Origin of the sequence: Brevibacterium sp., assembly GCF_031179145.1 — a bacterium.
Lineage (GTDB): Bacteria > Actinomycetota > Actinomycetes > Actinomycetales > Brevibacteriaceae > Brevibacterium.
In genome coordinates this window covers 135328-158080 of the sequence record NZ_JAPSIB010000007.1, presented here as the reverse complement: position 1 = coordinate 158080, position 22753 = coordinate 135328, and the positions used below count along the sequence as shown (strand labels likewise).

Here is a 22753-nt window from a genome sequence, read left to right as displayed (position 1 = left end):
AGTGAACGATGTCGTGAGACATGTGGTGAAGGATGTCTCGACACAGGCAGTGAATGATGTCGTGACACATGAGGTGATCGATGTCGAGAGACATCAGTGAACGATGTCGTGAAACCAGACACCACCGGCTCCGCGTTATGTGAGACCCCCGTCTGACCAGTAAATCACTGGGAAGGCGGGGGTCTTGTCGTGCTCGACGCCTGGACCTGCGCCCGGGAGTGAAAGCTGCCCGGTGCGTCCGACTGCTTTCCGGTGCGGTTGTCCGCTCAGGGGTGGTGTGATCCGCCCGGGTCCATTAGCCTCGCTGATGTCAGGCAATCCGAAATCGTCTGACAATCCGAGAACGAGGAAGGTCTGTCATGAAGATACTGCTGGTCGGGGCCGGAGGGCATGTCGGCGGCGTCGCCCGCGCCGAGCTCGAAGCTCGCGGACATGAGGTCATCGCCGTCTCGCGCTCCACCGAACCTGGCGTGGACACCTCGGATCCCGAATCCATCTCGTCGCTGCTCTCCGCGGTCGGCCGGGTCGACGCCATCGTCATCGCTGTGGGCTCGGCAGCTTTCAAACCGGTGATCGAGCTGACCCGCGAGGACTATACGGCCGCCTTCACCTCGAAGACGCTGGGCCAGATCGAATTCGTCACTCAGGGCCTGGAATCTCTCAACCACGGCGGATCGATCACGGTGACGACCGGAGTGCTCAGCCGGGAACCCGTGCCGACAGCGGCGGCTGCGGCAATGGCCAACGGCGCGGTCGAGTCGTTCGTCATGGCGGCTGCTCCGGAGCTTCCGCGCGGAATCCGCATCAACGCGGTGAGCCCCAATGTGCTGGCGAACTCCCCGCACTACCATGAGGCATTCGCCGGAATGGTGCCTGTCACGGACGAGCAGGTGGCCGCTGCATTCGTACGTTCGGTCGAGGGCAACGTGACCGGCCGGGTCCTGACGGTCTGAGTTCCCAGCGCCGCATGCCCTGACCCGGGCATGCGGCGCCGCTCGGCCCCGGCCTCGTCGGGGTACGGCCCGCACTGCGGCGAGGTGGAATTCGAAAGCGCCCGCTGGTGCTACGCTCGGTAGAATTCTGCACGAGCAGACGTGCCCCGTGAGGGCGGCTGGGAAGCGCCCGGCGGGGCAGGAGAACCGAGAAGGAAGCGCTGTGGAGTCGATGCCTGAGACCACGGATTCGACTGAGACGACGGTCGTGCGTCAGCCTGCATCGAACACGGAGCGCCGGCAGCGGGTCATCGATGAGATCAAACGCAGGATCGTCCTCGGCGAGATCCGACCCGGGCAGCGCATCATCGAGGCCGAGCTCACCTCCTCCCTTGAGGTCAGCCGACCTACGGTCCGCGAGGCCCTCAATCAGATGGCCCGTGACGGCTTCCTGATTCAGGAGGCCTACCGCGGTCTCCGCGTCGCCGACATCGAGGTCGACTCCCTGCTCGAGATCGCCCATGTCCGTGTCGCACTGGACACCGAGGCGATCAACGAGATCCTTGCTGACGGCACGGGGCGCCGGATGGCGGCGCTCGAGAGGTCCTGGATGGAATTCGAGTCGGCAGGAGAAGACTCGGACCCCCTCGCGCTCCACGAGGCGCACATCCGCTTCCACCGGGGCGTCTGGGAAGCGGCCGACAACTATCTGCTCATGCGCATCTGGCCCGTGGTCGAGGCGCAGATGACCATCGTTCTGGCCTATGACCAGTTCACCCGCCGCGACGCCCAGCGCGCCCACGCCGTCCATGCTGCACTCATGGATGCGATTCGCAGCGGTGACTCCGCGCGCATCCGGACGGCACTGCAGGTCCATACGATCGACAGTGCTCAGGAGCTCGCTCTCCTCATCACAGGCTCGCTCGACAAGCGTTAGAGCCTCGCTCGACAAGCGACGGAGTCTCGCGCACGGGGCCGCCTCCCTTTGCAGAGCCCTGGATTCCACCGAGCTCCCGCCCTCCGTCGAGCCCCGACCCCTCAGGGCCAGTCCGGTCCCAGTCGGCCGCCCACCGTTGCGGGGCGATCTTGCCCAGTGAAAAGCTGTTGACGTGATCCGCGTCATACGCGTAGCGTAAGCCCCAACGGATTGTCATACAATCACGACCTGACGGCCCGGTCCGTGCCCGGGGCGGGACTCGGAGAAGAACAAAGGGAATCTTGGATGAAAGCTGTCGTCGTCGGTGGGGGAGTCGTCGGGCTCACCACGGCCTATGAACTCGCCTCTGCTGGGTGCGAGGTCACTGTCCTCGAAGCCGGAAAGTGCGGGGCCGCTGCCTCGCACGGCAACGCCGCGAAAATCGCGATTGCCGAGAGCAATCCGGTGCCTGCCCCGGGCGTCCTTCTCCAAGGGATCAAGTGGATGCTCAAGCCCGACAGCCCCCTCTCGATCCGGCCTTCGCTGGCTCCCGGCTACATCAAGTTCCTGCTCCGCATGGCGATGCATTGCAACGTCCGCGACTTCGAGGCAGGACTCGACCTCCACCTGCGTCTTGGCGCCGACGCCAACGACCTCTTCGACGATTATCAGCGAGCAGGCATCGACTTCGAGATGCACACCAAGGGAGTCCTCCTGGCGTTCGAGACCCGGGAGAGGTTCGATGAGCACTCGGAGAGCCTCGAGGCATTCGAATCCGCGGGCCATATCGCCGAGCACCTCCACGGGGACGCCGTACAGGCGGCCGAGCCGGCGCTGAGCGACCGGCTCAAGCACGGCCTGTTCTTCCCCAATGACCGTCAGATCGAACCCGACTCCCTCACCCGCGGTCTGCTCGCCAAGCTGGATGAGCTCGGTGCCACCGTCCGAGAAGGAGTCAGCGTCATCCGGTTCGTGCGCAGTGGTGAGACTGTCACCGCCGTCGTGACAAACGACGCCGAGGTGCTCGCCACCGACGCCGTCGTCGTGGCCGCCGGCGTGCCGACCGGTCAGCTGCTCGCCTCATTGGGCCAGAGGCTGCCGATCTACTCCGGCAAGGGATACAGCCTCGACTACTCTCCCGCCCCGATCCAGCTGCGGACGTCCCTGACGCTCGAGGACGCGCGGGTGGCCGTGACTCCGCTCAATGGAATGCTGCGTTTGGCCGGCACCATGGAATTCGGCAGCAAGGACGATTCCATCAACGAAGTGCGCGTGGAGGCGATCCGTCGTGCCGCTCGCGAGGCGTTCCACTCCTGGGGTGAGCCCGCAGGGGAGCGCGAGGCCTGGGCCGGTTCAAGACCGATGACTCCCGACGGGCTTCCCGTCATCGGCAGACTCGATGTCGCCCGCAATGCCTATGTCAACTCCGGGCACTCCATGCTCGGTCTGACCCTGGCCCCGGGCTCCGCGAAGGTCCTGACCGACATCATGCTCGACCGTGCACCCAGCCTGAGCCCCGAGCTGTTGGCCCGGGTCTCGCCCAACCGCTTCTGAACCCGAGCGGGAGCGGCCCGGGCAGGCACCGACGCCCGACCGCTGCCGAACCGCTTCTGACACCCAACCATTTCCGAGCACCCACCGATACCCCGCGAAAGGCAGACTCATGACCACGGAATTCAGCGGCATCCTCGCCGCCTGCGTCACCCCCTTCACCGCCGACGGCTCCGAGGTCGACGTCGAGGGCATCAACGCCCAGGTCGAGCACATCGTCTCCAACGGAGTCAACGGACTCGTCCCCGGCGGCTCGACCGGCGAATTCACCGCCCTGTCGATCGACGAACGCAAGGCGTCCAACCGTGCCTACGTCGAAGCGGCCGCCGGGCGGGTGCCCGTCGTCGCCGGAACGGGGGCGCTGAGCACCGCCGAAACGATCGAACTGAGCAAGGACGCCGAAGCCGCTGGAGCCGACGCCCTGATGATCGTGCCCCCGTTCTACGACACCCCATCCTTCGACGAGGTGCTCGGACACTTCACGGCGATCAGCGAAGCCGTCAGCCTCCCGATCATGTTCTACAACATTCCCGCCGCCACGGGACTCGAGCTGACCGCGGAGGACCTCGGTCGCCTCGGCGCCGAAACCGGTATCACCTGCTACAAGGACACTGGCGGTGACTTCCCCAAGTTCACCGAGGTCCACTTCTGTCACGCCGACGACATTGTCGCGCTCAACGGCTGGGACACCCTGACCTTCGCCGCGCTGGCACTCGGGGCCACGGCCGGAGTCTGGGGTGCGGCGAGCGTCATCCCGGCACTGTGCAGCGAGCTCTACCAGGCACTCGCCGTCGACGAGAACCTGCCCAAGGCCCGCGAACTGTGGGCGAAGATCAACCCCATCTGCGTCTTCCTCGAGTCGCACAACTATGCCTGCGCGATCAAGACCGGCGTCGAGCTCGTCGGGGTCCCCGCGGGACCGACCCGCGCGCCGATCCAGCCGCTTGCCGACGAGTACCGTGAAGAGCTGCGGGGCCTGCTCGAGGCCGCCGGAGTCACGACCATCTCCTGATGAACAAGACCCAGCGCATCAACGCCGTCGACGTCCATGCCGCCGGTGAACCCGGCAGAGTCCTGATGGGGACCGGGCTGAGGGTCAAGGGCGCGACGATGGCCGAGCGCCTGCGCTACTGCGAGACCCACCTCGACGACCTGCGAACCCTGGTCCTGCAGGAGCCGCGCGGGTATCCGGGTCTGTGCTCGCCGCTCGTCGTCTCTCCCACCGACCCCACCTGTGACTTCGGGATGATCGTCATGGAGCAGGGCGGTTTCCGACCGATGTCGGGCTCGAACCTCATCTGCGCGGTCACCGCGCTGGTGGAGACGGGCGCGATCGACGTCGAGGAGCCGGTCACCCGGCTGCGCGTCGACACCGCGGCCGGCATCGTCGCGGTGCGCGTCGACGTCGTGGACGGCCGCGCCGTCAACGTCACGTTCGACAACGTTCCGTCGTTCGTCGTCGGACTCGACCTTCCGCTCGACGTCCCCGGCTACGGCACCATCCCCGTCGACATCGTCTTCGGCGGACAGTTCTACGTCCAGACCAGGGAGGAGAACCTCGGCGTCGAGCTCGAACCGGGCAACGCCAAGGCGATCATCCGCGCCGCCAGCATCATGCGCAAGGCCGCCGACGAGGCGTTCGACGTCAGCCACCCGCTGCTGCCGGAGATCAACACGATCGCCCTGCCGATGATCCACGGGGCGGCCCGCACCCAAGGTACCGACGGTCGCAACGCCGTCGTGCTTCCCAACGGCGAGGTCGACCTCGATGATGCCAGCACCTGGTCGGGCACGCTCGACCGGTCTCCCTGCGGGACCGGCACGAGCGGCCGCGTCGCCGCGAAGTTCGCGCGGGGCGAGCTGGAGATCGGCGAGGACTTCGTCCATGAATCGATGATGGGCACGACGTTCACCGCGCAGGTCAAAGCGCCCGCCGAGGTGGGGCCCCACTCCGGCGTCATCCCCTCGATCTCCGGCCGGGGATGGATCACCGGCTTCCAGCAGCTCGTCCTCGAATGCGACGATCCATTCCCCGTCGGCTATACGGTCGGCGACATCTGGGGTTTCGGCGTCGGCCGCACGACCGCCGAGAACGACGCCGTCGAACCAATCATCACCGAGACAGAGGAATCACCATGACAGATCTCAACTTCATCGACGGCGCACGCCGTCCCGGCTCCGGCGCCGAGACCCTGACCGTCGTCGATCCCTCCACGGGTGAGACCGTCGCCACCGGAACCGCGGCGGATGCCAAGGATGTCGCCGAGGCGGTGGCCGCCGCGCGTCGCGCGTTCATCGAATGGTCGGCGAAGACCCCGGGAGAGCGCTCGGACATCATGCTCGCCTGGGCGGACCTGCTCGAGGCACGGGCGGAGGAGATCGCCGCTCTCGAATCCCGCCAGGGCGGCAAGCCGATCCGGCTGGCTGAGGGATTCGACATCCCGGGCTCGATCGACAACGTCCGTTTCTTCGCGGCCACGGCTCGCAACCTCGAGGGCAAGGCCAGCGCCGAGTACTCACCGGACCACACCTCGTCGATCCGCCGTGAACCTGTCGGAGTCGTCGGGTCGATCGCCCCGTGGAACTACCCACTGCAGATGGCGGCGTGGAAGGCACTCCCGGCGGTCGCCGCCGGGAACGCGATCGTTCTCAAGCCCTCCGAACTCACCCCGCTGACGTCTTTGATCTTCGCCGAGACCGCCCATGAGGCCGGAATGCCCGCGGGAGTCTTCAACGTCGTCACCGGCAGCGGGGCGCAGGTCGGTGCGGCCCTGGTCGAGCATCCTGATGTCGACATGGTCTCTTTCACCGGTTCGACCCGGGTGGGCCGGGAGATCGGAGCGAAGGCGGCCGGCGCCGTCAAGCGCGTCCATCTCGAACTCGGCGGCAAGGCGCCTTTCCTCGTCTTCGACGACGCCGACCTCGAGGCTGCCGCTCGCGGCGCCGTGGCCGGCTCGCTCATCAACGGCGGGCAGGACTGCACCGCTGCCACTCGTGCCTATGTGCAGCGCCCGTTGTTCGACGATTTCGTCGCCCGTGTGGCCGAACTGATGGAGCGGGTGCGGATCGGTGCCGCCGGAGAACCGAGCACGGACCTCGGTTCGCTGATCTCGGTCGCTCACCGCGACAAAGTGGCGGCAATGGTCGAAGACGCCGTGGACAATGGTGCAAAGGTCGTCTGCGGCGGCGAGGTCCCGGCCGATGCACCCGAGGACACCGCCTTCTACCGGCCGACACTCATCACCGGCGCCGCGCAGGATTCGACGATCGTCCAGGAGGAGGTCTTCGGTCCTGTGCTCGTCGCTCTGCCCTTCGACACCGATGACGAGGGCATCGCCTTGGCCAACGACACCCCGTTCGGGTTGGCCGCCTCGGCGTGGTCGACGTCGGTCTTCCGCACGCAGCGGGCTTCGCGGGAGATCCAGGCCGGATGCGTGTGGATCAACGACCACATCCCGATCTTCTCGGAGATGCCCCACGGCGGTTACAAAGCCTCGGGCTTCGGCAAGGACATGAGCCAGTACTCCTTTGATGAGTACACGAACGTCAAGCACATCGTCTCCGACATCACGGCCGCCGCCCACAAGGAGTGGCAGGATCTCATCTTCACCACCGACCGGGGCTGAGATCAGTCCGGAGGAGCGCGCTGCAATGGAGCTTGCCGAGAGAACCGTCATCGTCACCGGCGCTGCCGGAGTTTCGCTACTCTGGCTCGCCGCGGGAGGAAGTCACCGCCGGCCGCGCACCCGCCACCACAGGAGCGCCACATGCAGAGCCGTGCGCGACTCGGCGTCGTCGAGGGAGACGCCGAGGCGGTCCTGCAGCTTCGCGATCCGCGCGTAGAGCGCGGGGCGGGACAGATACCCGGCGCGAGCGACCGCGGACTTGTTGCCGCCGTGCGACAGGAACAGCTCGAGGAAGTCGAGCATCTCCTCGTCCTCGGTCTCGAGCAGGGGTCCGAGCTCCGCCTCGGCGAAGGCGTTCAGAGCCTGGTTGTCGGCCAGGGAGGTGAGCAGGCCGCGCAGCCTGACGTCGGAGAAGCGGTAGTAGAGACGCTGGCGCAGATCGAGAGTCGAGGCGATCTCGGCGACCTGTGCCGCGGATTCGAGGCGCAGCGCTGCCGTCAGCAGCGAAGTGCTCGACCGCGCGACCCCGACAGTCGTCTCCCGATGCGGCAGACCGGTGAGCACCCGCTTGAGCGCCGTGTCCTCATCAATTCCCGCGGGCAGTGCGAGGACGACGCCGAAGGATCCCGACTGCATTCCCGCCGCCAGAGTGGTGCAGCGGTGCTGGGCGGACGTCTCGACGAGAAGCTGGAGCAGAGACCTCTCCTGCAACTGCAGGCTCGTCGGGTCCGTCGCCGAGCTGCGGTCGATCCGCACGACCACCGCCACCATGTGCCCGCGGGCGGTGAACCCGAGGGCTCGGGCGCGGGCTCTCGCGCTGTCCTCGTCGAGCTCGGTCGAGTCCGCGATCTCGCGGATGAGCCCTCCCTGGGCCTGGAACAGAAGGTCCTGCTCATCGCGTTCGGCCATCCGCGCCAGTGTCAGCGACTGTGCGGCCCGCTCGATGATCTGCGCCGCCTCCTCGTCGTCGGCGGTGCGCCCCGGAGCGACCAGCCTCCCCCAGCGCCGCTCCCGCAGCCCGACCGGAGTCTGCAGCCAGCGCTGGCCGGCCTCACCCTCGCCGAGGCGGTTGCCCGGCTGCCCCCATTCCCGCAGGATCCGTGTGGTGTCCTGCCCGCCGTCGGCGTGGGTGAGGATGCGTCGACCGACGTCCTCGAGGACGACGGGGGAGGCGAGCAGTTCGGCCGTACGTTCGACGATGTCCTCGGCGCCGGCGCGTTCGAGGCTCAGCTGGGTGAATGTCTCATGTGCTCGTCGCACTCGCTCCTTCCGCGCCAGCTGCCGGTTGAGCAGCTCCTGGTGGGCGAGCTCCGTCACGCGCACGAACTTGATCCGCCGGCTCAGGAGGATGATCGGCAGCTGCCTGCCGGCGGCTGCCGCACGGAGGACCGCGAGGGCGTCGTCATCGGGCCGGCCATCGGCGTCGATGAGCTCGATCACCGCCCCGGCGGCGGACACGGACTCGAGCTGGTCGAAGAATGCGTTCGCCGCCTCGGCGGAGGACCGGAAGGACAGGCCCGTACTGAGCACGCACTCCCCACCCTCGAGGAACCGTCCGACCTGCTCGGAATCCGCGATGTGCACCCAGCGTACGATGCGGTCCAGGTTCTCCTGCCCGGTGACGAGTTCGGGTGAGCCGCGCCCGATCTCCTCGAAGTCGAGCAGGTGTCCGATCGTGAGTTCGGCGAAGTGATGCGGAGCGTCCGACACTGTGTAAGAGGTCACGGCTCCATTGTGACAGATTGTCACTGTTCTTACCGTTCGCCCTGACCCACCATGGAGGGAGTCACCGCAGACTCACCACCGAAAGAGGACGACACATGCGCACCGTCTCGCATTGGATCAACGGTTCAGGCGTCGACGCCGGAAGCGACTCCCGCTTCGCCGAGGTCACCAACCCCGCCACCGGCGCAGCCACCGCCCAGGTCGCCCTCGCCTCGCGGGAGACCGTGGACTCCGCGATCGCCTCGGCGGCGGAAGCGTTCCCCGGGTGGCGGGACACGTCCCTGGCGAAGCGGACGACGATCCTGTTCGCGTTCCGCGAGCTGCTCAACCAGCGCAAGGGCGAGCTGGCCGAGATCATCACCGCCGAACACGGCAAGGTCGTCTCCGACGCCCTCGGCGAGGTCAGCCGCGGACAGGAGGTCGTCGAGTTCGCGTGCGGCATCGCCCACCTGCTCAAGGGCGGCTACACCGAGAACGCCTCGACCAAGGTCGACGTGCACTCGGTCCGGCAGCCCCTCGGAGTCTCCGCGATCATCTCCCCGTTCAACTTCCCCGCCATGGTCCCGATGTGGTTCTTCCCCGTCGCCATCGCCTCCGGCAACACGGTGATCGTCAAGCCCTCCGAGAAGGACCCGAGCGCAGCCAACTGGATGGCCGAACTGTGGAAGGAAGCAGGGCTCCCCGACGGCGTCTTCACCGTCGTCCACGGTGACAAGGAAGCGGTCGACGCTCTGCTCGAGAGCCCGCAGGTCGACTCCGTGTCCTTCGTCGGCTCGACCCCGATCGCCCAGTACGTGTACGAGAAGGGCACGGCCACCGGCAAGCGGGTCCAGGCTCTCGGCGGTGCGAAGAACCACATGCTGGTCCTGCCCGACGCCGATCTCGACCTCGCCGCCGACGCCGCGGTCAACGCCGGCTACGGCGCGGCAGGTGAGCGCTGCATGGCCATCTCCGCGGTCGTCGCCGTCGAGTCGATCGCCGATGAACTCGTCGCCAAGATCGCCGAGCGCACCCGCACACTGAAGATCGGCGATGGTGCCAAGGATTCGGACATGGGACCGCTGGTCACGGCCGCCCACCGCGACAAGGTCGCCGGCTACATCGATGCTGGAGTCGACGCCGGCGCCACTCTCGTCCTCGACGGCCGTGAGGTCAGCGAGAACGCGGACCCGAACGGCTTCTTCCTCAACCCCACCCTGTTCGACCACGTCACCCCCGACATGTCGATCTACACAGATGAGATCTTCGGGCCAGTCCTCTCCGTCGTCCGCGTCGAGAGCTACGACGACGGCATCGAGCTCATCAACTCCAACCCCTACGGCAACGGCACCGCGATCTTCACCAACGACGGGGGAGCGGCCCGTCGCTTTGAGAACGAGATCCAGGTCGGAATGGTCGGCGTCAACGTGCCGATTCCGGTGCCGATGGCCTACTACTCCTTCGGCGGCTGGAAGAACTCGCTGTTCGGCGACACCCATGCCCACGGAATCGAGGGAGTCCACTTCTTCACCCGGGGCAAGGTCGTGACCACCCGCTGGCTCGACCCCAGCCACGGCGGAATCAACCTCGGATTCCCCACCAACGGCTGACCTGACCCACATCGAAACGTGAAGGACGATCATGACCACGACTGAAGAAGACCTCAACCTCGACGCGCAGGCCTCCGCGGAAGCCGGCGCAGTGACTGCGGCCGAGGCATCCGCTCCCGCCGAGGCGCAGCCGGCGCAGGCGACGATCACCGACGAACAGATCGAGGTAGGTCGACGCGCCCATGACCTCGACCGTGAGCACGTGTTCCACTCCTGGCAGGCGCAGGGGCCCTTCACCCCGATGACCGTGCTCGCCGCGGAGGGGCCGTACGTCTGGGACGGGGAGGGCCGGAAGCTGCTCGACATGTCCTCGCAGCTGGTCAACACCAACATCGGACACCAGCACCCGAAGGTCGTCGCCGCGATCCAAGAGCAGGCCGCGCGCCTGTGCACGATCGCTCCGCAGCACGTCAACGATGCCCGGTCGGAGGCCGCGCGGCTGATCGCCGAGATCACCCCGGGCGATCTCAACCATGTGTTCTTCACCAACGGCGGAGCCGACGCCAACGAGCACGCGATCCGGATGGCCCGCCTGCACACCGGTCGGACCAAGGTGCTCTCCGCCTACCGCAGCTACCATGGCGGCACGCAGCTGGCCGTCAACGTCACCGGTGACCCGCGCCGGTTCGCCAACGACTACTCCGCCGAGGGCATCGTCCACTTCATGCCGGCGTACCAGTACCGCTCGTACTTCGGTTCCACTTCGGAGGCGGAGGAGACCCAGCGGGCGCTCCAGCACCTCGAGGACATGATCGTGCTCGAGGGTCCGAGCAACATCGCCGCTCTCATCCTCGAGACCGTGCCCGGCACCGCAGGCATCTACGGGCCTCCCGCCGGATACCTGGAGGGCGTACGGGAGCTGACGTCGCGCTACGGAATCATGTACATCGCCGACGAGGTGATGGCCGGGTTCGGTCGCACCGGGCGCTGGCTCGCCGTCGACCACTGGGACGTCACCCCGGACCTCATCACCTTCGCCAAGGGCGTCAACTCCGGCTACGTTCCCCTCGGCGGGGTGGCGATCTCCGAGGCGATCTTCGAGACCTTCCGCGAACGCGCCTACCCGGGCGGTCTCACGTACTCCGGCCACCCGCTCGCCTGTGCGGCCGCGGTCGCGACGATCACCGCGATGCGCGAGGAGGGAATGATCGAGAACGCCGAGCGCCTCGGTGCTGAGATCATCGGGCCCACGTTGCGGGAGTTCGCGGAGCGGCACCCGTCCGTCGGCGACGTGCGGGGCATGGGCTGCTTCTGGGCCGTCGAACTCGTGAAGAACCGTGAGACCCGGGAGCCACTGGCCGCCTACGGCGGAAGCTCGCCGGAGATGAACCAGGTCATCGCGGCACTCAAGGCCGAAGGAGTGCTGCCGTTCGCGAACTTCAACCGGATCCACGTGGTGCCGCCGCTGAACACCCCGGACGCAGACGTGCGCTTCGGCCTCGAAGCGCTCGACCGCGCCCTCGACGTCGCGGACTCCTTCGTCAGCTGAGAGCTGGCCTCGGCGGGGAGCCTGCGCCTCCCTGTCATCACCGGACTGTCATCACCGGACCGCTGTGAGTGTGCATACATTCACCGGTCCGGTGATGCGCATCTGTCCTGCTGGGAAGTTTCCGGTGCGTGAACCGGGTGAAGCTCAGTCGACGATCTGGTGAAGTTTCGGTGACTTGTGGCTGTAGACTTTTTCGGGATTGAGTTTGCTGTTTCACCGGCCCATTCATCCATGGCCCGCATTGTGTCTACATCCAAGGTCGCTCAGTGGAAATCATCATCGTCGTTGTCCTCGTCATAACGCTCGCCCTCTTCTTCGACTTCACCAATGGGTTCCACGACACGGCCAACGCCATGGCGACTCCCATTGCGACCGGAGCCATCAAGCCGAAGGCGGCGGTGACGCTGGCGGCTCTGCTCAACCTCGTCGGCGCCTTCCTGTCCACCGAGGTCGCGAAGACGATCTCCGGCGGCATCATCAAGGAAGGCGGCGGGGGAGTCCAGATCACTCCGGGCTTCATCCTCGCCGGCCTCATCGGCGCAATCGTGTGGAACATGGCGACGTGGCGGTTCGGGCTTCCGTCCTCGTCCTCGCACGCACTCTTCGGCGGCCTCATCGGCGCTGCCATCGTCGGCGCGGGCTTCGGCTCTGTCGACTTCGCCGTCTTCACCTCCAAAGTCCTCCTCCCCGCCATCGCAGCGCCGCTCATCGCCGGCATCGGCGCCTATCTGTGCACGCGGCTGGCCTATGCCATCACCCGGCGCAAGGGCGAAGGACGCACTGCTCATCGCGCACCATTCAAGTACGGGCAGATCTTCAGCTCCTCCCTCGTCGCGCTGGCCCATGGCACCAACGATGCGCAGAAGACGATGGGCGTCATCACCCTGGTGCTCGTCTCGGCGAGCATGCAGGAGCCCGGCACCGGGCCGCACCTGTGGGTCGTCGTGACCTGCGCGATCGCCATCGCCGCCGGCACCTACGTCGGCGGCTGGCGCATCATCGACACTCTGGGCACGAAGCTGACCACGGTGAAGCCGGCTCAGGGTCTGTCCGCCGAGACCTCGACCGCCGCCGCCATCCTCGCGTCTTCTCACCTGGGCTTCGCCCTGTCGACGACGCAGGTCGCTTCGGGGTCCGTGCTCGGCTCTGGCCTCGGTCGCAAGGGCGCTGACGTCAAGTGGTCGATCGCCGGCCGCATCGCCTCCGGCTGGCTGCTGACGATTCCGGCCGCTGGATTGATCGGCGGCATCGCCGCCGGCATCGCGCACTTCGGCATGGTCGGCATCATCATCGACACCATCATCGCCGTCATCGCCGTGCTCTGGATCTATCTCAGCTCCCGCACCGTCGAGGAGACTGACATCTCGAATCTCGACACCGTCGCCGAGGCCGTCAACATCCGTGGTCGCAAGCGCAAGCTGCGCAAGAACCGCAACCGCAAGCGCGCAGAGACGAAGCGCATCGCCGAGGTGAAGGCCGCCGAGGCCGAGGCCAAGGCAGCTGACAGAGCGGAGGCTGCCGAATCGGAGGTCAAGCCCGCTGTCCGAGCGGAGGACGCTGCTGGCGCAGTCCCCGCGGCCGAGACGCGAGCTGCGGATACCACCTCGGCGAACCCCACTGTTCCGACCTACAAAGCTCCGAACGATGAAGGAGAAGCGAAATGATCGAGTGGAGCTCATTCCTCATTGTTGCGATCGCGACCTGGGTGTCTGCGATCATCGTCATCACGCTCTTCTCCACCGCGGTTCGAATGCGCGCCTCCCACGTGGAGAAGGTCGACTTGAGTGGGCAGAGCAGTCCGGTTCACCGGCTCGCCTACTGGGCGGTCTTCGGAGTCTGCGGTCTCGTCGTGCTTTTCGGGGTCTACCTCATCGTCCCCGCCCTGCACGGAGCCTGACGCCGAGGTTCGACTGCGGCTCGTACCTGATGCGCCGTCCTGCCGTTCCTACGGCAGGACGGCATTTCAATTCTGCAGCTACTGCCCATCCCGGCGGCGGCAATTCGCCCGGATGCCGGCAATTCGCTCCGTTGACTTCGTTTCCCATCCTCAGCTCCGCGATTCTTCGCCGCAGCGCTGATTCCTACCGTTGCAATGGGGTGAATCACAGCTGCCGGGGGTGCCTCATCCGACACTCCTCGCGCGGACAGCTTCCGCGCATCGGGCAACTCTGAGGGGGCGGCACTCCTCACGCGGCGGCCCGCGCCGAGACGCTCGCACAGAAGACGACCCCCCGACCACCTCGGCGGTGATCGGGGGATCGTCTTCAGCTCAGGCTTCGGATCGAGCGGACCTCAGGCGTCGAGTCGCCCTGCGACAGCCTCGAGCATCGAGTCTGGAAGCTCAGGCGAGGCCGAGACGGGCGCGAAGCTCGTCGACCTGGGCGCGGAGTTCGGCGGGGACGTGGTCACCGAGCTCGGCGTACCATTCCTCGATCGAGGCGAGTTCCGTGTCCCATTCCTCAGGCTTGATCTCGAGTGCCTTGCGCACCTGCTCCTCGGTGATGTCGAGGCCGTCGATGTCCAGAGCGCCCGGGGTCGGGGTCATGCCGAGCGCGGTCTCCTCGGCATCGGCGGTGCCGGCAACGCGCTCGAAGATCCACTTGAGCACGCGGCAGTTCTCCGAGAATCCGGGCCACAGGAACGAGTTGTCCTCAGCGCGGCGGAACCAGTTGACGTAGAAGATCTTCGGCAGCTGGGCGCCTTCGGTGTCGCCGATGTCGAGCCAGTGCTGCAGGTAGTCTCCGACGTTGTAGCCGATGAACGGGCGCATTGCCATCGGGTCGCGACGGACGACGCCGACCTGGCCGGTGGCTGCGGCGGTGGTTTCCGAGGACAGCACCGAGCCCATGAACACGCCATGGGTCCAGTCCTGGGTCTCGGTGACCAGCGGCATGGTCGTCTTCCGGCGACCGCCGAACAGAATCGCGGAGATCGGCACGCCGTTGGGGTTCTCCCACTCGGGCGCCAGCGTCGGAACGTTCGCGATCGGGGTGCAGAATCGCGAGTTCGGGTGAGCGGCAGGGGTCTCCGACTCGGGATTCCAGTCGTTGCCCTTCCAGTCGATGAGGTGTTCCGGCTTCTCGTCGGTCTTGCCTTCCCACCACACATCGCCGTCGTCGGTCAGGGCGACATTGGTGAAGACATTGCCGCCGGCTTCGATGGCGCGCATCGCGGTCGGGTTCGTCGAGTATCCGGTGCCGGGGGCGACGCCGAAGAGACCGAACTCGGGGTTGACGGCGTAGAGCTGGCCGTCGGAACCGAAGCGCATCCACGCGATGTCGTCACCGAGGGTCTCGGCCTTCCAACCGGGGATCGTGGGTTCGATCATGGCGAGGTTGGTCTTGCCACAGGCTGACGGGAATGCCGCGGCGATGTACTTGACGGCGCCTTCGGGGCTGGTGAGCTTGAGGATGAGCATATGCTCGGCCAGCCAGCCCTCGTCCCGGGCAATCGCCGAGGCGATGCGCAGGGCGTAGCACTTCTTGCCGAGCAGCGCGTTGCCGCCGTAACCCGACCCGAACGACCAGATGGAGCGCTCTTCAGGGAAGTGGGTGATGTACTTGGTGGTGTTGCAGGGCCACGCCACATCGTCCTGGCCGGGCTCCAGCGGGACGCCGACCGAATGCACGCACTCGACGAACGGTGCGTTCTGCTTCTCGATGGCCTCCAGCGCGTACTTGCCCGAGCGGGCCATGATGAGCATCGAGAGAACGACGTAGGGCGAATCCGTGACCTCGACGCCGAACATCGGGTGATCAGCCTCTGCCAGACCCATGACGAAGGGGATGACGTACATGGTGCGACCGCGCATCGAACCGTCGAAGAGCCCGTTGAGGGTCTCCTTCATCTCCGCAGGTGCGACCCAGTTGTTGAGCGGACCGGCATCCTCTTCCTTCTCGGAGCAGATGTAGGTGCGGCCCTCGACGCGGGCGACATCGTCCGGGTCGGAGGCTGCGTAGAATGAGTCCTTGGTGCCGCTCAGGCGAACAAGCGTGCCGGCGGCGACGAGCTGATCCGTGATGAGCGCCTTCTGCTCAGCAGAACCATCGACCCAGACGATCTCGTCCGGAGTGGTCAGTCGGGCAATCCGTCCGACGAACGACAGCACTGCTTCATCGGTGGTCGGTGCAGTCTTGAGCTGGTCAGCGACGACATCATGGTCGAGGACAGTCATGAGTGGTCTCCTGGTCAATCGGGTGCGGGGTTACCGTTGCTGAACGGGTGGTACTTCAACCACCGTAGGTCTCGGCACCGCTCGCCGAGTCCGCGTTTTCGGCCGCAGAACCTGTGCATTGGGTCACAAGAGCAACGGTTCTGACGTAGATTCGACTTTGAGGTGACGTGTTATTGCACAGACGTGACGGATTATTGCGGTGGTTGTTTCCTGACTGAAACACCCGGTTCCCGCTGTGGCGGCGAGCCTGAGGCGCGGGCAAGCCGATGTGGTGAAGCGCACGTCCCCGGAATTTGGGTATCGCCGAAGCGGGTGTGTATAGTTGATCGAGTTGCAGGGCGAACGCCCGGGTGACATGCGCCACTAGCTCAACGGATAGAGCATCTGACTACGGATCAGAAGGTTGGGGGTTCGAATCCCTCGTGGCGCACCGAAGAAGGCCCCTCACCGGCATGTTCAGCTGGTGAGGGGCCTTTGCTGTACCCGGTTCCGGGCCGGATTCATCCCCTGTTCAGGATCGGTTTGATTACCGGTACACCGGTCTCGTAATTGCTCGTCACTTTCACTGAGTTGACTGTTGCCATCGCCGCTCGCCCCATTCGGGGGAGTCAGCCGGCGCCAGTTCACTTCTTTGAAAGGTCACTCCATGCGCTCTCGCGCTCTCTGTGCTGCGGCACTCCTCGGCCTCGGTGCTCTCGTCCTCTCGGGATGCTCCGGACCGGCTTCGGCCGAAGGCCCCGACAAGTCCGACCCGCATGCCCCGATCACGATTGCGACCACCTCGGTGGGGGACGACCCCTCAGCGGAGAACCCGGCCGACGCCTTGCAAGAGCTGCTCTCCGAGGAGACGGGCCGAGAGGTCGAGATCGTCGACGTCCCCGACTACTCGGCCGTGGTGGAGGCCCTGCGCAACCACCACGTCGACATCGGGATGATGAGCGGATTCCCCTCTGCCCTCGCCGTGAATACCGGCGAGGTCGACTCGCTCATTGCCTGGCCGGGAAGCCAGGAGCCCGTCTCGACCTGCCTCGTGCTCGACGAGTCGCCGCTGCAGTCCCTTGAGGACATCACCCCGGAGACGGTCGTCGCGTTCGCCGATCCGGCCTCGAGTTCGGGCTACTTCATGCCCGTCGGCATGCTCCACGAAGCCGGACTGGAGAAGGACAAGCACTACACCCCGATGATGTCCGGCGGCCACGACATGAGCAACGTCGCGCTCAAGGAGGGACAGGTCGACGTCTCCTGCACCTCGACCATCTTCCCGAAGCGTGCCGGTCAGGGCGACCCGATGTTCCCGTTCGAGAAGGGCGAGACCCGTTCGATCGGCGAAAGCGGACCGATGCCGGTCGCGGTGTCGATGCTCGCGGACCAGAACCTCGCCGAGGACAAGCGCGAACTGCTGCTCGAGGCACTCCCCACGGTCATCTCCGAAGACAACGGTTCGCGCCTGAGCACCTACGTCGAAGCCACACAGGGCTCCGAACCGATCCTCGAGCCCTCGACCGACATCTTCGACCCCTTCGTCGAACTCGCCGCAGTCGCGGATGTCGACATCACGGACCTCGGTTAGTTGAGGAGCGCCACCATGACCAATTCGATCATGCCCGACGAGACTCGCCAGCCTGCGGCGACGTCCACACCGACGCGGTCCGCCGCCGCGGAACCGGCGGCCCCGACCACGGAGGAGATGCTGCTGCACCTTCCGCTCGCCTCGGTCAAGGACCTCACCGTCTCCTACGGGAACGGTCCGGTCGTGCTCGATGGGGTCGACCTCGACCTCTACCCAGGTGAGATGGTCGCCCTGCTCGGCTCGTCCGGCTCGGGCAAATCGACCCTGATGAAGTCCCTGACCGGGTTCGCACCCATCGATTCGGGATCTGTGCGCGCCGTCGGCTGCGACATGAGAAACCTCCGTCGCGGGCAGCTGCGGGAGGTGCGCGCCTCGGTGGGGCAGGTGTTCCAGAACTTCAACCTCGTCGGCCGTCTCAGCGTGCTCACGAACGTGCTCACCGGGGCGCTCCACCAGGCCGGACCCATCAACCTTCTCGGCGGCTTCACCTCGGCGGACCGCAAACGCGCGCTCGAGCTCCTCGAGCGGGTGGGGATCGCCCACAAGGCAAAGGACGAGGCACGGTCGCTCTCCGGCGGGCAGCAGCAGCGCGTTGCGATCGCCAGAGCGCTCATGCAGCGCCCGAAGCTCATCCTCGCCGACGAACCCGTCGCCTCCCTCGACCCGAAGATGGCCCATTCGGTGCTCGAACTGCTCCACTCGATCGCGCGCGAAGACGGGATCCCCGTGCTCGTGAGCCTGCACGTGCTCCCCTTGGCGCTGCAGCACTCCGATCGCATCGTCGGTCTGCGGCACGGCCGCGTGCTGGTCTCCGCGCCGACGGATCAGCTCGCTGCCGAGGACCTGGCCGACATCTACGCCTCCGACGAGGAGGAGTCCGATGTCGATGCGTGAGAGCACCACGAAGGGACCCGTACTGAATCCCGCTCTGGATCCGCGGGACCGGTTGCGGATGGAGCGTGCATTCGTCCTGCCCAGAGCCCGATTCCTCCTCGGCCTGCCCATTGCCGCCGCTGTCCTGCTGTGGTCCTTCGTCGGCGCTGAGTTCGACTTCGCGAAGCTCGGCGAAGGCGCTGTGAACATGGGCGGCTTCCTCGGACAGATGTTCCCACCGACATGGGACAAGCTCGGGACCATCGTTACGCTGCTCATCGAGACCCTGCAGATGGCCATCGTCGGAACCGTGCTCGGCACCGTCCTGTCCCTCATCGTCGCCTTCGGCGCGTCGTCGAACATCGCACCAAAGTGGCTCTACTACCCGACGCGGTGGCTGATGAACATCATCCGCTCGCTTCCCGATCTCGTCTTCGCCCTGATGTTCGTCTCCGCAGTCGGCCTCGGCCCCTTCGCGGGAATCCTCGCGATGACGATCGGGTCGATCGGGTCGATCGGGAAGATCTTCGCCGAGGCGATGGAGGCCGTGGACCGCGGACCGGTCACTGCGATGCAGGCCGTCGGAGCCTCGAAGCGCCAGACCGTCCAGTACGGAATCCTGCCGCAGTCATCCCCGATGCTCGTCTCCTACACCCTGCTCCTGTTCGAGGGCAACGTCCGCGGCGCGACGATTCTCGGAATGGTCGGCGCCGGCGGCATCGGCCTGGAACTGACCACCGCGATGCGCATGTACGACTACGGTCACCTCAGCGCCATCGTCATCTGCATCATCGTGCTCGTCACCGTCATCGACCAGGCCAGCGCCGTCATCCGAAGGAAGATCACATGACAATCATCGACGCACCGGAGATCCCACTGTCGGCACCGGTCAATCTGCGCGACCTCGGCGGCATCGCGATCGCCGGCGGAGTCATCCGCCCAGGCTTCGCGATCCGAGCCGACGACCTCGCAACTGTCACCGCGGACACCGCGGACGGGCTCGTCGAGGAAGGGCTGAGCGCTGTCATCGACCTGCGCTCTCCCGAGGAGGTCGCGCTCACCGGGCGCGGACCGTTCAGCGCCCACGGGTCGGTCGTCTACCACCACATCCCGTTCCTCACCACCCTCGCCGAGGCGGTCGAGGCCTCCGGTGGCACCGAGGTGGCACCGGCCGCCGATCCCTTCGATCAGAGCAGCTTCGGTCGGATGTACCGCAGGATGTACTCGGGTGCCGCCTCTCGGATCGTGACGGCGCTCGCGATCATCGCGCACTCCCGAGGTGCGGTTGCCTTCCACTGCGCCGCCGGGCAGGACCGCACCGGAGTCCTCGCGGCCTCGCTGCTGCTCGCTCTCGGCGCGGAGCCCGAGGTCATCCTCGCCGACTATGTCCGCACCGGTGAGAACTCGGCCGCGATCCATCGGCGCATCCTTCCGGTCATCGGACCGCTCATGCGCAGCCGGGGCCTCGATCTTGACTTCGGCGCCCGGGCGGCTGTGCGGAGCGAGTTCTCGCCTGCTCCGATGCTCGAGCTGCTCGGGAGCCTGTCGGAGGCGGGCGCGGATCCACTCGCACTGTTGCGCGCTGCCGGGCTCACCGATGGGCTCGTCGACCGGCTGCGCGAACGCGCACTGGAGGGGTGAGCACTCCGATGAGCGACCAGCCGTCCTCGGGCACGGGGCGAGGACCCGGCCGACCACGTGACGAGGAGCTTGATGAGCGCATCTTCGCCGCCACGCTGAGGCTCGTCGACTCGGGGGAGCGAGTGACGGTCTCCCGCATCGTCGCCGACAGCGGGGTCAGCCGTTCGGCCCTCTACCGCAGGTGGCCGTCGCTGACCGGGCTGATCGCCGCCGCCTTGGACAGCGGCCGCGTGATCCCGACCGTGATCTGCCGGGAGCGGGATCTCAAGAGGGCGATCGTCGATGCTCTTTTGGGCTCCGCCGATGGCGTGAGTTCGCACGAGGCACGGTTCCGGGAGCGGATCCGGCTGGTCATGGCCGACGTCGAACTGCAGCGCGAGTACTGGGCCTCCCACGTCACGAAGCGCAGAGCCCCGGTCGAGGAGGCCATTCGGGCGGGAGTCGAGCGCGGAGAGCTCCGAGCCGACCTGGACGTGCCCGCGTGCTTCGACGCCATCGCCGGAGCGATGTACTACCAGCACGTCGTGCGCGGTGAGAGCCTTAGCCAGGCTCCGGCGAGAGCGAGGGTGCGCAGCGCCGTGGACATCATCTGGCGGGGAATGGTGACTGAAACCGGTCGTGAGTCGGAAGAGCTCGGGCGCCGAGAAGCGTCGACGATGATGTGACCTAATCTGGGGGGTGACCCAGGAAAGGACACTGCGATGCCCGAGGCGCCGATCTATCTCGACCACAATGCCACCACTCCTGTCGCGCCCGAAGTGGTGGAGGCGATGTGGCCCTACCTCACCGAGCGCTTCGGAAATCCATCGAGCGCAACCGTCCAGGGTCGCCTCGCAAGAGTTGGCGTGGATCGTGCCCGTGAACAGCTCGCCTCCCTGATCGGGGCCCGACCCGATGAGATCGTCTTCACCTCGGGCGGCACCGAGTCGAACAACCTCGCCATCCGGGGAGCCGCCTCGGTGGCGGCGGTCAAGCGAGCGGTGACGTCCGTCAACGAGCACCCCGCCACCGTGCAGCCGTTGGCGCATCTGCGCAACAGCCACGGGTGGGAGATCGACGAACTCCCGGTCGACGCCGAGGGGCGCGTCACGGCCGCTGACATGCCCGCAGGTGACCTGGGGCTGGGAACGGTGATCCTTGCGCACAACGAGGTCGGCGCCGTGCAGCCGATCGACGACCTCGCCGAGGCGGTCCGTACGGCCGGTGGCCTGATGCACACCGATGGTGCGCAGGCGGTCGGGAAGATCCCGGTGTCGGTCGCCGAACTGGGTGCGGACCTGCTCAGCATTGCGGGGCACAAGCTCTACGCGCCGAAAGGGGTGGGGGCGCTCTGGATCCGCCGCGGGATCCGGATCGACCCGGTTCTGGTCGGGGCCGGGCAGGAGCGCGGAATCCGGCCGGGCACGGAGAACGTTGCCTCGATCGTGGGCCTGGGCGCGGCCGCCGAGCTCGCAGCTGAGCGCCTCACATCGGAAGCCGAACGGCAGGCCGGGCTGCGAGAAGATCTCTGGCACCGGATGCGAACGGCGATTCCGGATCTGGTGCGCATCAGCCCGTCCGCCGGCTGCCTGCCCAACACGCTGATGGTGGCGGTGCCGTCCATGCTCGGTGCGGATCTCCTCGAACGGACGGAGGAGGTCGACGCCTCCACGGGCAGCGCCTGCCATTCCGGCGTCCATACTCCGTCCTCAGCCTTCCTGGCCATGGGTTTCACTCCCGACGTGGCTCTGGGAGCGCTGCGCCTGTCCCTGGGGAGGAGCACCGCGGCCGCCGACATCGAACGGGCGGCAGCCGCTCTGGCCCACGCGGCGAACACCCTCGCAGCCGAGCGTGAACACGCCTGAGCTCGAACGCGGCCGAGTGCGAACGCGGCCGATCCGCCCGGCAAGCGCGTAACCTCACCGCGCGGCGAGGATCGCCTCCCGCTGCTCGGGTGACAGGTGCTTGACCGCTTCCCGCAATGTCACCGCGGACGCCCGACCTGCTCGTGGCAGCAGCCATGCGAAGACGGTGTCCGGACGCTTGCGTCCAGTGTCCCGCAGGACCCACCCGATCGCCTTGCGGACGAAGAACTCCCTCTCCTCGAGCATGGCGTCGGCGAACCGGCAGAAGCGGTCGAAATCGCCTCGCCCCTGTCGCAGCGGAACGAGGTGGGCCAGCAGCGCGGAGCGACGGAGCCAAAAGTCGTCGTCCTGCGCCCAGACATCGAGGATCCGGTCGAAACCGGCTTCGCGTTCCGACAGCGGACCGACGAGGTCCGCGGCGAGCGGATCGACGAGAGCCCACGTGCGCGCTTCCCGGAGCAGGCGTTCGACGAGATCGGCGTCCCCGGCGCCGAGGTGATCCGCCGATTGGATGAGCACCATCGTCGCCGCGGTCCGCCGTTCATGCACCGGCCGGACCGAGGAACGAGCGTGATCGGTCGCGGGCGGTGCCCACAGCGCTTCGGCCAGTGCGATGACGTCGTCATGATCGACATCCGTGCCGCGAAGCGCGCTGCGGACGATCGCCCGGGTCTCCGGCACGGTGACGCCGAGGTGATCGAGTTCGCTCTTGAGGTAGACCCGTTCCCTGACCGCGCGCTCAGCGTTGCCGCACGAGCGCAGCTCTCGGTCGATCGCCTCGACGATGGCATTGACGTCCATGGTTCGATCTTCTCACCGCTGA

Annotated in this window: 19 protein-coding genes and 1 tRNA gene; 17 read left to right on the top strand and 3 right to left on the bottom strand. The window is 66.7% G+C overall.

From position 1 onward, the window contains the following. Positions 1–359 precede the first annotated feature (359 nt). The 6 genes from RIT73_RS07515 to RIT73_RS07490 all read left to right on the top strand — a co-directional run bounded on the left by RIT73_RS07515 (position 360) and on the right by RIT73_RS07490 (position 7025). Positions 360–953: a short chain dehydrogenase gene (locus tag RIT73_RS07515; protein WP_309131446.1), complete on the top strand. Its 594-nt coding sequence runs from the start codon at positions 360–362 to the stop codon at positions 951–953. 211 nt (positions 954–1164) lie between these two features. Continuing rightward, positions 1165–1869 carry a GntR family transcriptional regulator gene (locus RIT73_RS07510; RefSeq protein WP_309131445.1) on the top strand — a complete coding sequence of 235 codons (705 nt, stop codon included), beginning with the start codon at positions 1165–1167 and terminating at the stop codon, positions 1867–1869. Between the two features lie 285 nt (positions 1870–2154). Next, on the top strand, positions 2155–3402 hold the full coding sequence (locus tag RIT73_RS07505; protein WP_309131444.1) for an FAD-dependent oxidoreductase: 1248 nt from the start codon (positions 2155–2157) through the stop codon (positions 3400–3402). 109 nt (positions 3403–3511) lie between these two features. Continuing rightward, positions 3512–4411 (top strand): dihydrodipicolinate synthase family protein, encoded by a 900-nt coding sequence (locus RIT73_RS07500; RefSeq protein WP_309131443.1) that lies wholly within the window; start codon positions 3512–3514, stop codon positions 4409–4411. Further along, positions 4411–5538, top strand: a complete 1128-nt coding sequence (locus RIT73_RS07495) for a proline racemase family protein (RefSeq protein ID WP_309131442.1) — start codon at positions 4411–4413, stop codon at positions 5536–5538. Before RIT73_RS07500 ends, RIT73_RS07495 begins: the two co-directional genes overlap by 1 nt. Further along, positions 5535–7025 (top strand): gamma-aminobutyraldehyde dehydrogenase, encoded by a 1491-nt coding sequence (locus tag RIT73_RS07490; protein ID WP_309131441.1) that lies wholly within the window; start codon positions 5535–5537, stop codon positions 7023–7025. The genes RIT73_RS07495 and RIT73_RS07490 overlap by 4 nt, the downstream gene beginning before the upstream one ends. A gap of 102 nt (positions 7026–7127) precedes the next feature. Here RIT73_RS07490 and RIT73_RS07485 read toward each other — a convergent pair whose 3' ends face one another. Beyond that, positions 7128–8750 carry a PucR family transcriptional regulator ligand-binding domain-containing protein gene (locus tag RIT73_RS07485; RefSeq protein WP_309131440.1) on the bottom strand — a complete coding sequence of 541 codons (1623 nt, stop codon included), beginning with the start codon at positions 8748–8750 and terminating at the stop codon, positions 7128–7130. 95 nt (positions 8751–8845) lie between these two features. Between RIT73_RS07485 and RIT73_RS07480 the strand changes: the two genes are divergently transcribed. The 4 genes from RIT73_RS07480 (at position 8846) to RIT73_RS07465 (ending at position 13725) form a co-directional block, all read left to right on the top strand. Continuing rightward, a complete protein-coding gene (locus RIT73_RS07480; protein WP_309131439.1) occupies positions 8846–10339 on the top strand; it encodes a CoA-acylating methylmalonate-semialdehyde dehydrogenase in 1494 nt (497 codons plus the stop codon). A gap of 31 nt (positions 10340–10370) precedes the next feature. After that, on the top strand, positions 10371–11828 hold the full coding sequence (locus tag RIT73_RS07475; RefSeq protein ID WP_309131438.1) for an aspartate aminotransferase family protein: 1458 nt from the start codon (positions 10371–10373) through the stop codon (positions 11826–11828). Positions 11829–12094: 266 nt separating this feature from the next. Beyond that, positions 12095–13492, top strand: a complete 1398-nt coding sequence (locus RIT73_RS07470; protein ID WP_309131437.1) for an anion permease — start codon at positions 12095–12097, stop codon at positions 13490–13492. Beyond that, the gene (locus RIT73_RS07465) at positions 13489–13725 is read left to right on the top strand and encodes a hypothetical protein (protein WP_309131436.1); all 237 of its coding nucleotides are present in this window, start codon (positions 13489–13491) and stop codon (positions 13723–13725) included. Before RIT73_RS07470 ends, RIT73_RS07465 begins: the two co-directional genes overlap by 4 nt. A 444-nt stretch (positions 13726–14169) precedes the next feature. Here the strand turns inward: RIT73_RS07465 and RIT73_RS07460 are convergent, their stop codons facing one another. Then, entirely contained in the window at positions 14170–16002 is a 1833-nt protein-coding gene (locus tag RIT73_RS07460) for a phosphoenolpyruvate carboxykinase (GTP) (RefSeq protein ID WP_309131435.1), read from the bottom strand. Positions 16003–16359: 357 nt separating this feature from the next. Here RIT73_RS07460 and RIT73_RS07455 point away from each other — a divergent pair. From RIT73_RS07455 to RIT73_RS07425, 7 genes are all read left to right on the top strand, one after another. Next, positions 16360–16432: transfer RNA gene (locus RIT73_RS07455), tRNA-Arg, on the top strand. A gap of 216 nt (positions 16433–16648) precedes the next feature. Continuing rightward, positions 16649–17572: a phosphate/phosphite/phosphonate ABC transporter substrate-binding protein gene (phnD, locus tag RIT73_RS07450; protein WP_309131434.1), complete on the top strand. Its 924-nt coding sequence runs from the start codon at positions 16649–16651 to the stop codon at positions 17570–17572. Between the two features lie 15 nt (positions 17573–17587). Next, positions 17588–18466, top strand: a complete 879-nt coding sequence (phnC, locus tag RIT73_RS07445; RefSeq protein ID WP_309131433.1) for a phosphonate ABC transporter ATP-binding protein — start codon at positions 17588–17590, stop codon at positions 18464–18466. Further along, a complete protein-coding gene (phnE, locus tag RIT73_RS07440) occupies positions 18459–19295 on the top strand; it encodes a phosphonate ABC transporter, permease protein PhnE (RefSeq protein ID WP_309131432.1) in 837 nt (278 codons plus the stop codon). Before phnC ends, phnE begins: the two co-directional genes overlap by 8 nt. Continuing rightward, positions 19292–20086, top strand: coding sequence for a tyrosine-protein phosphatase (locus tag RIT73_RS07435; protein WP_309131431.1), 795 nt, complete (start codon positions 19292–19294; stop codon positions 20084–20086). Before phnE ends, RIT73_RS07435 begins: the two co-directional genes overlap by 4 nt. Positions 20087–20094: 8 nt before the next feature. Further along, positions 20095–20751 carry a TetR/AcrR family transcriptional regulator C-terminal ligand-binding domain-containing protein gene (locus RIT73_RS07430; RefSeq protein ID WP_309131430.1) on the top strand — a complete coding sequence of 219 codons (657 nt, stop codon included), beginning with the start codon at positions 20095–20097 and terminating at the stop codon, positions 20749–20751. A gap of 36 nt (positions 20752–20787) precedes the next feature. Next, positions 20788–21930 (top strand): cysteine desulfurase family protein, encoded by a 1143-nt coding sequence (locus tag RIT73_RS07425; protein ID WP_309131429.1) that lies wholly within the window; start codon positions 20788–20790, stop codon positions 21928–21930. 54 nt (positions 21931–21984) lie between these two features. Here RIT73_RS07425 and RIT73_RS07420 read toward each other — a convergent pair whose 3' ends face one another. Beyond that, complete coding sequence (locus RIT73_RS07420) at positions 21985–22731, bottom strand: DNA alkylation repair protein (RefSeq protein ID WP_309131428.1); 747 nt, start codon at positions 22729–22731, stop codon at positions 21985–21987. Positions 22732–22753 lie beyond the last annotated feature (22 nt).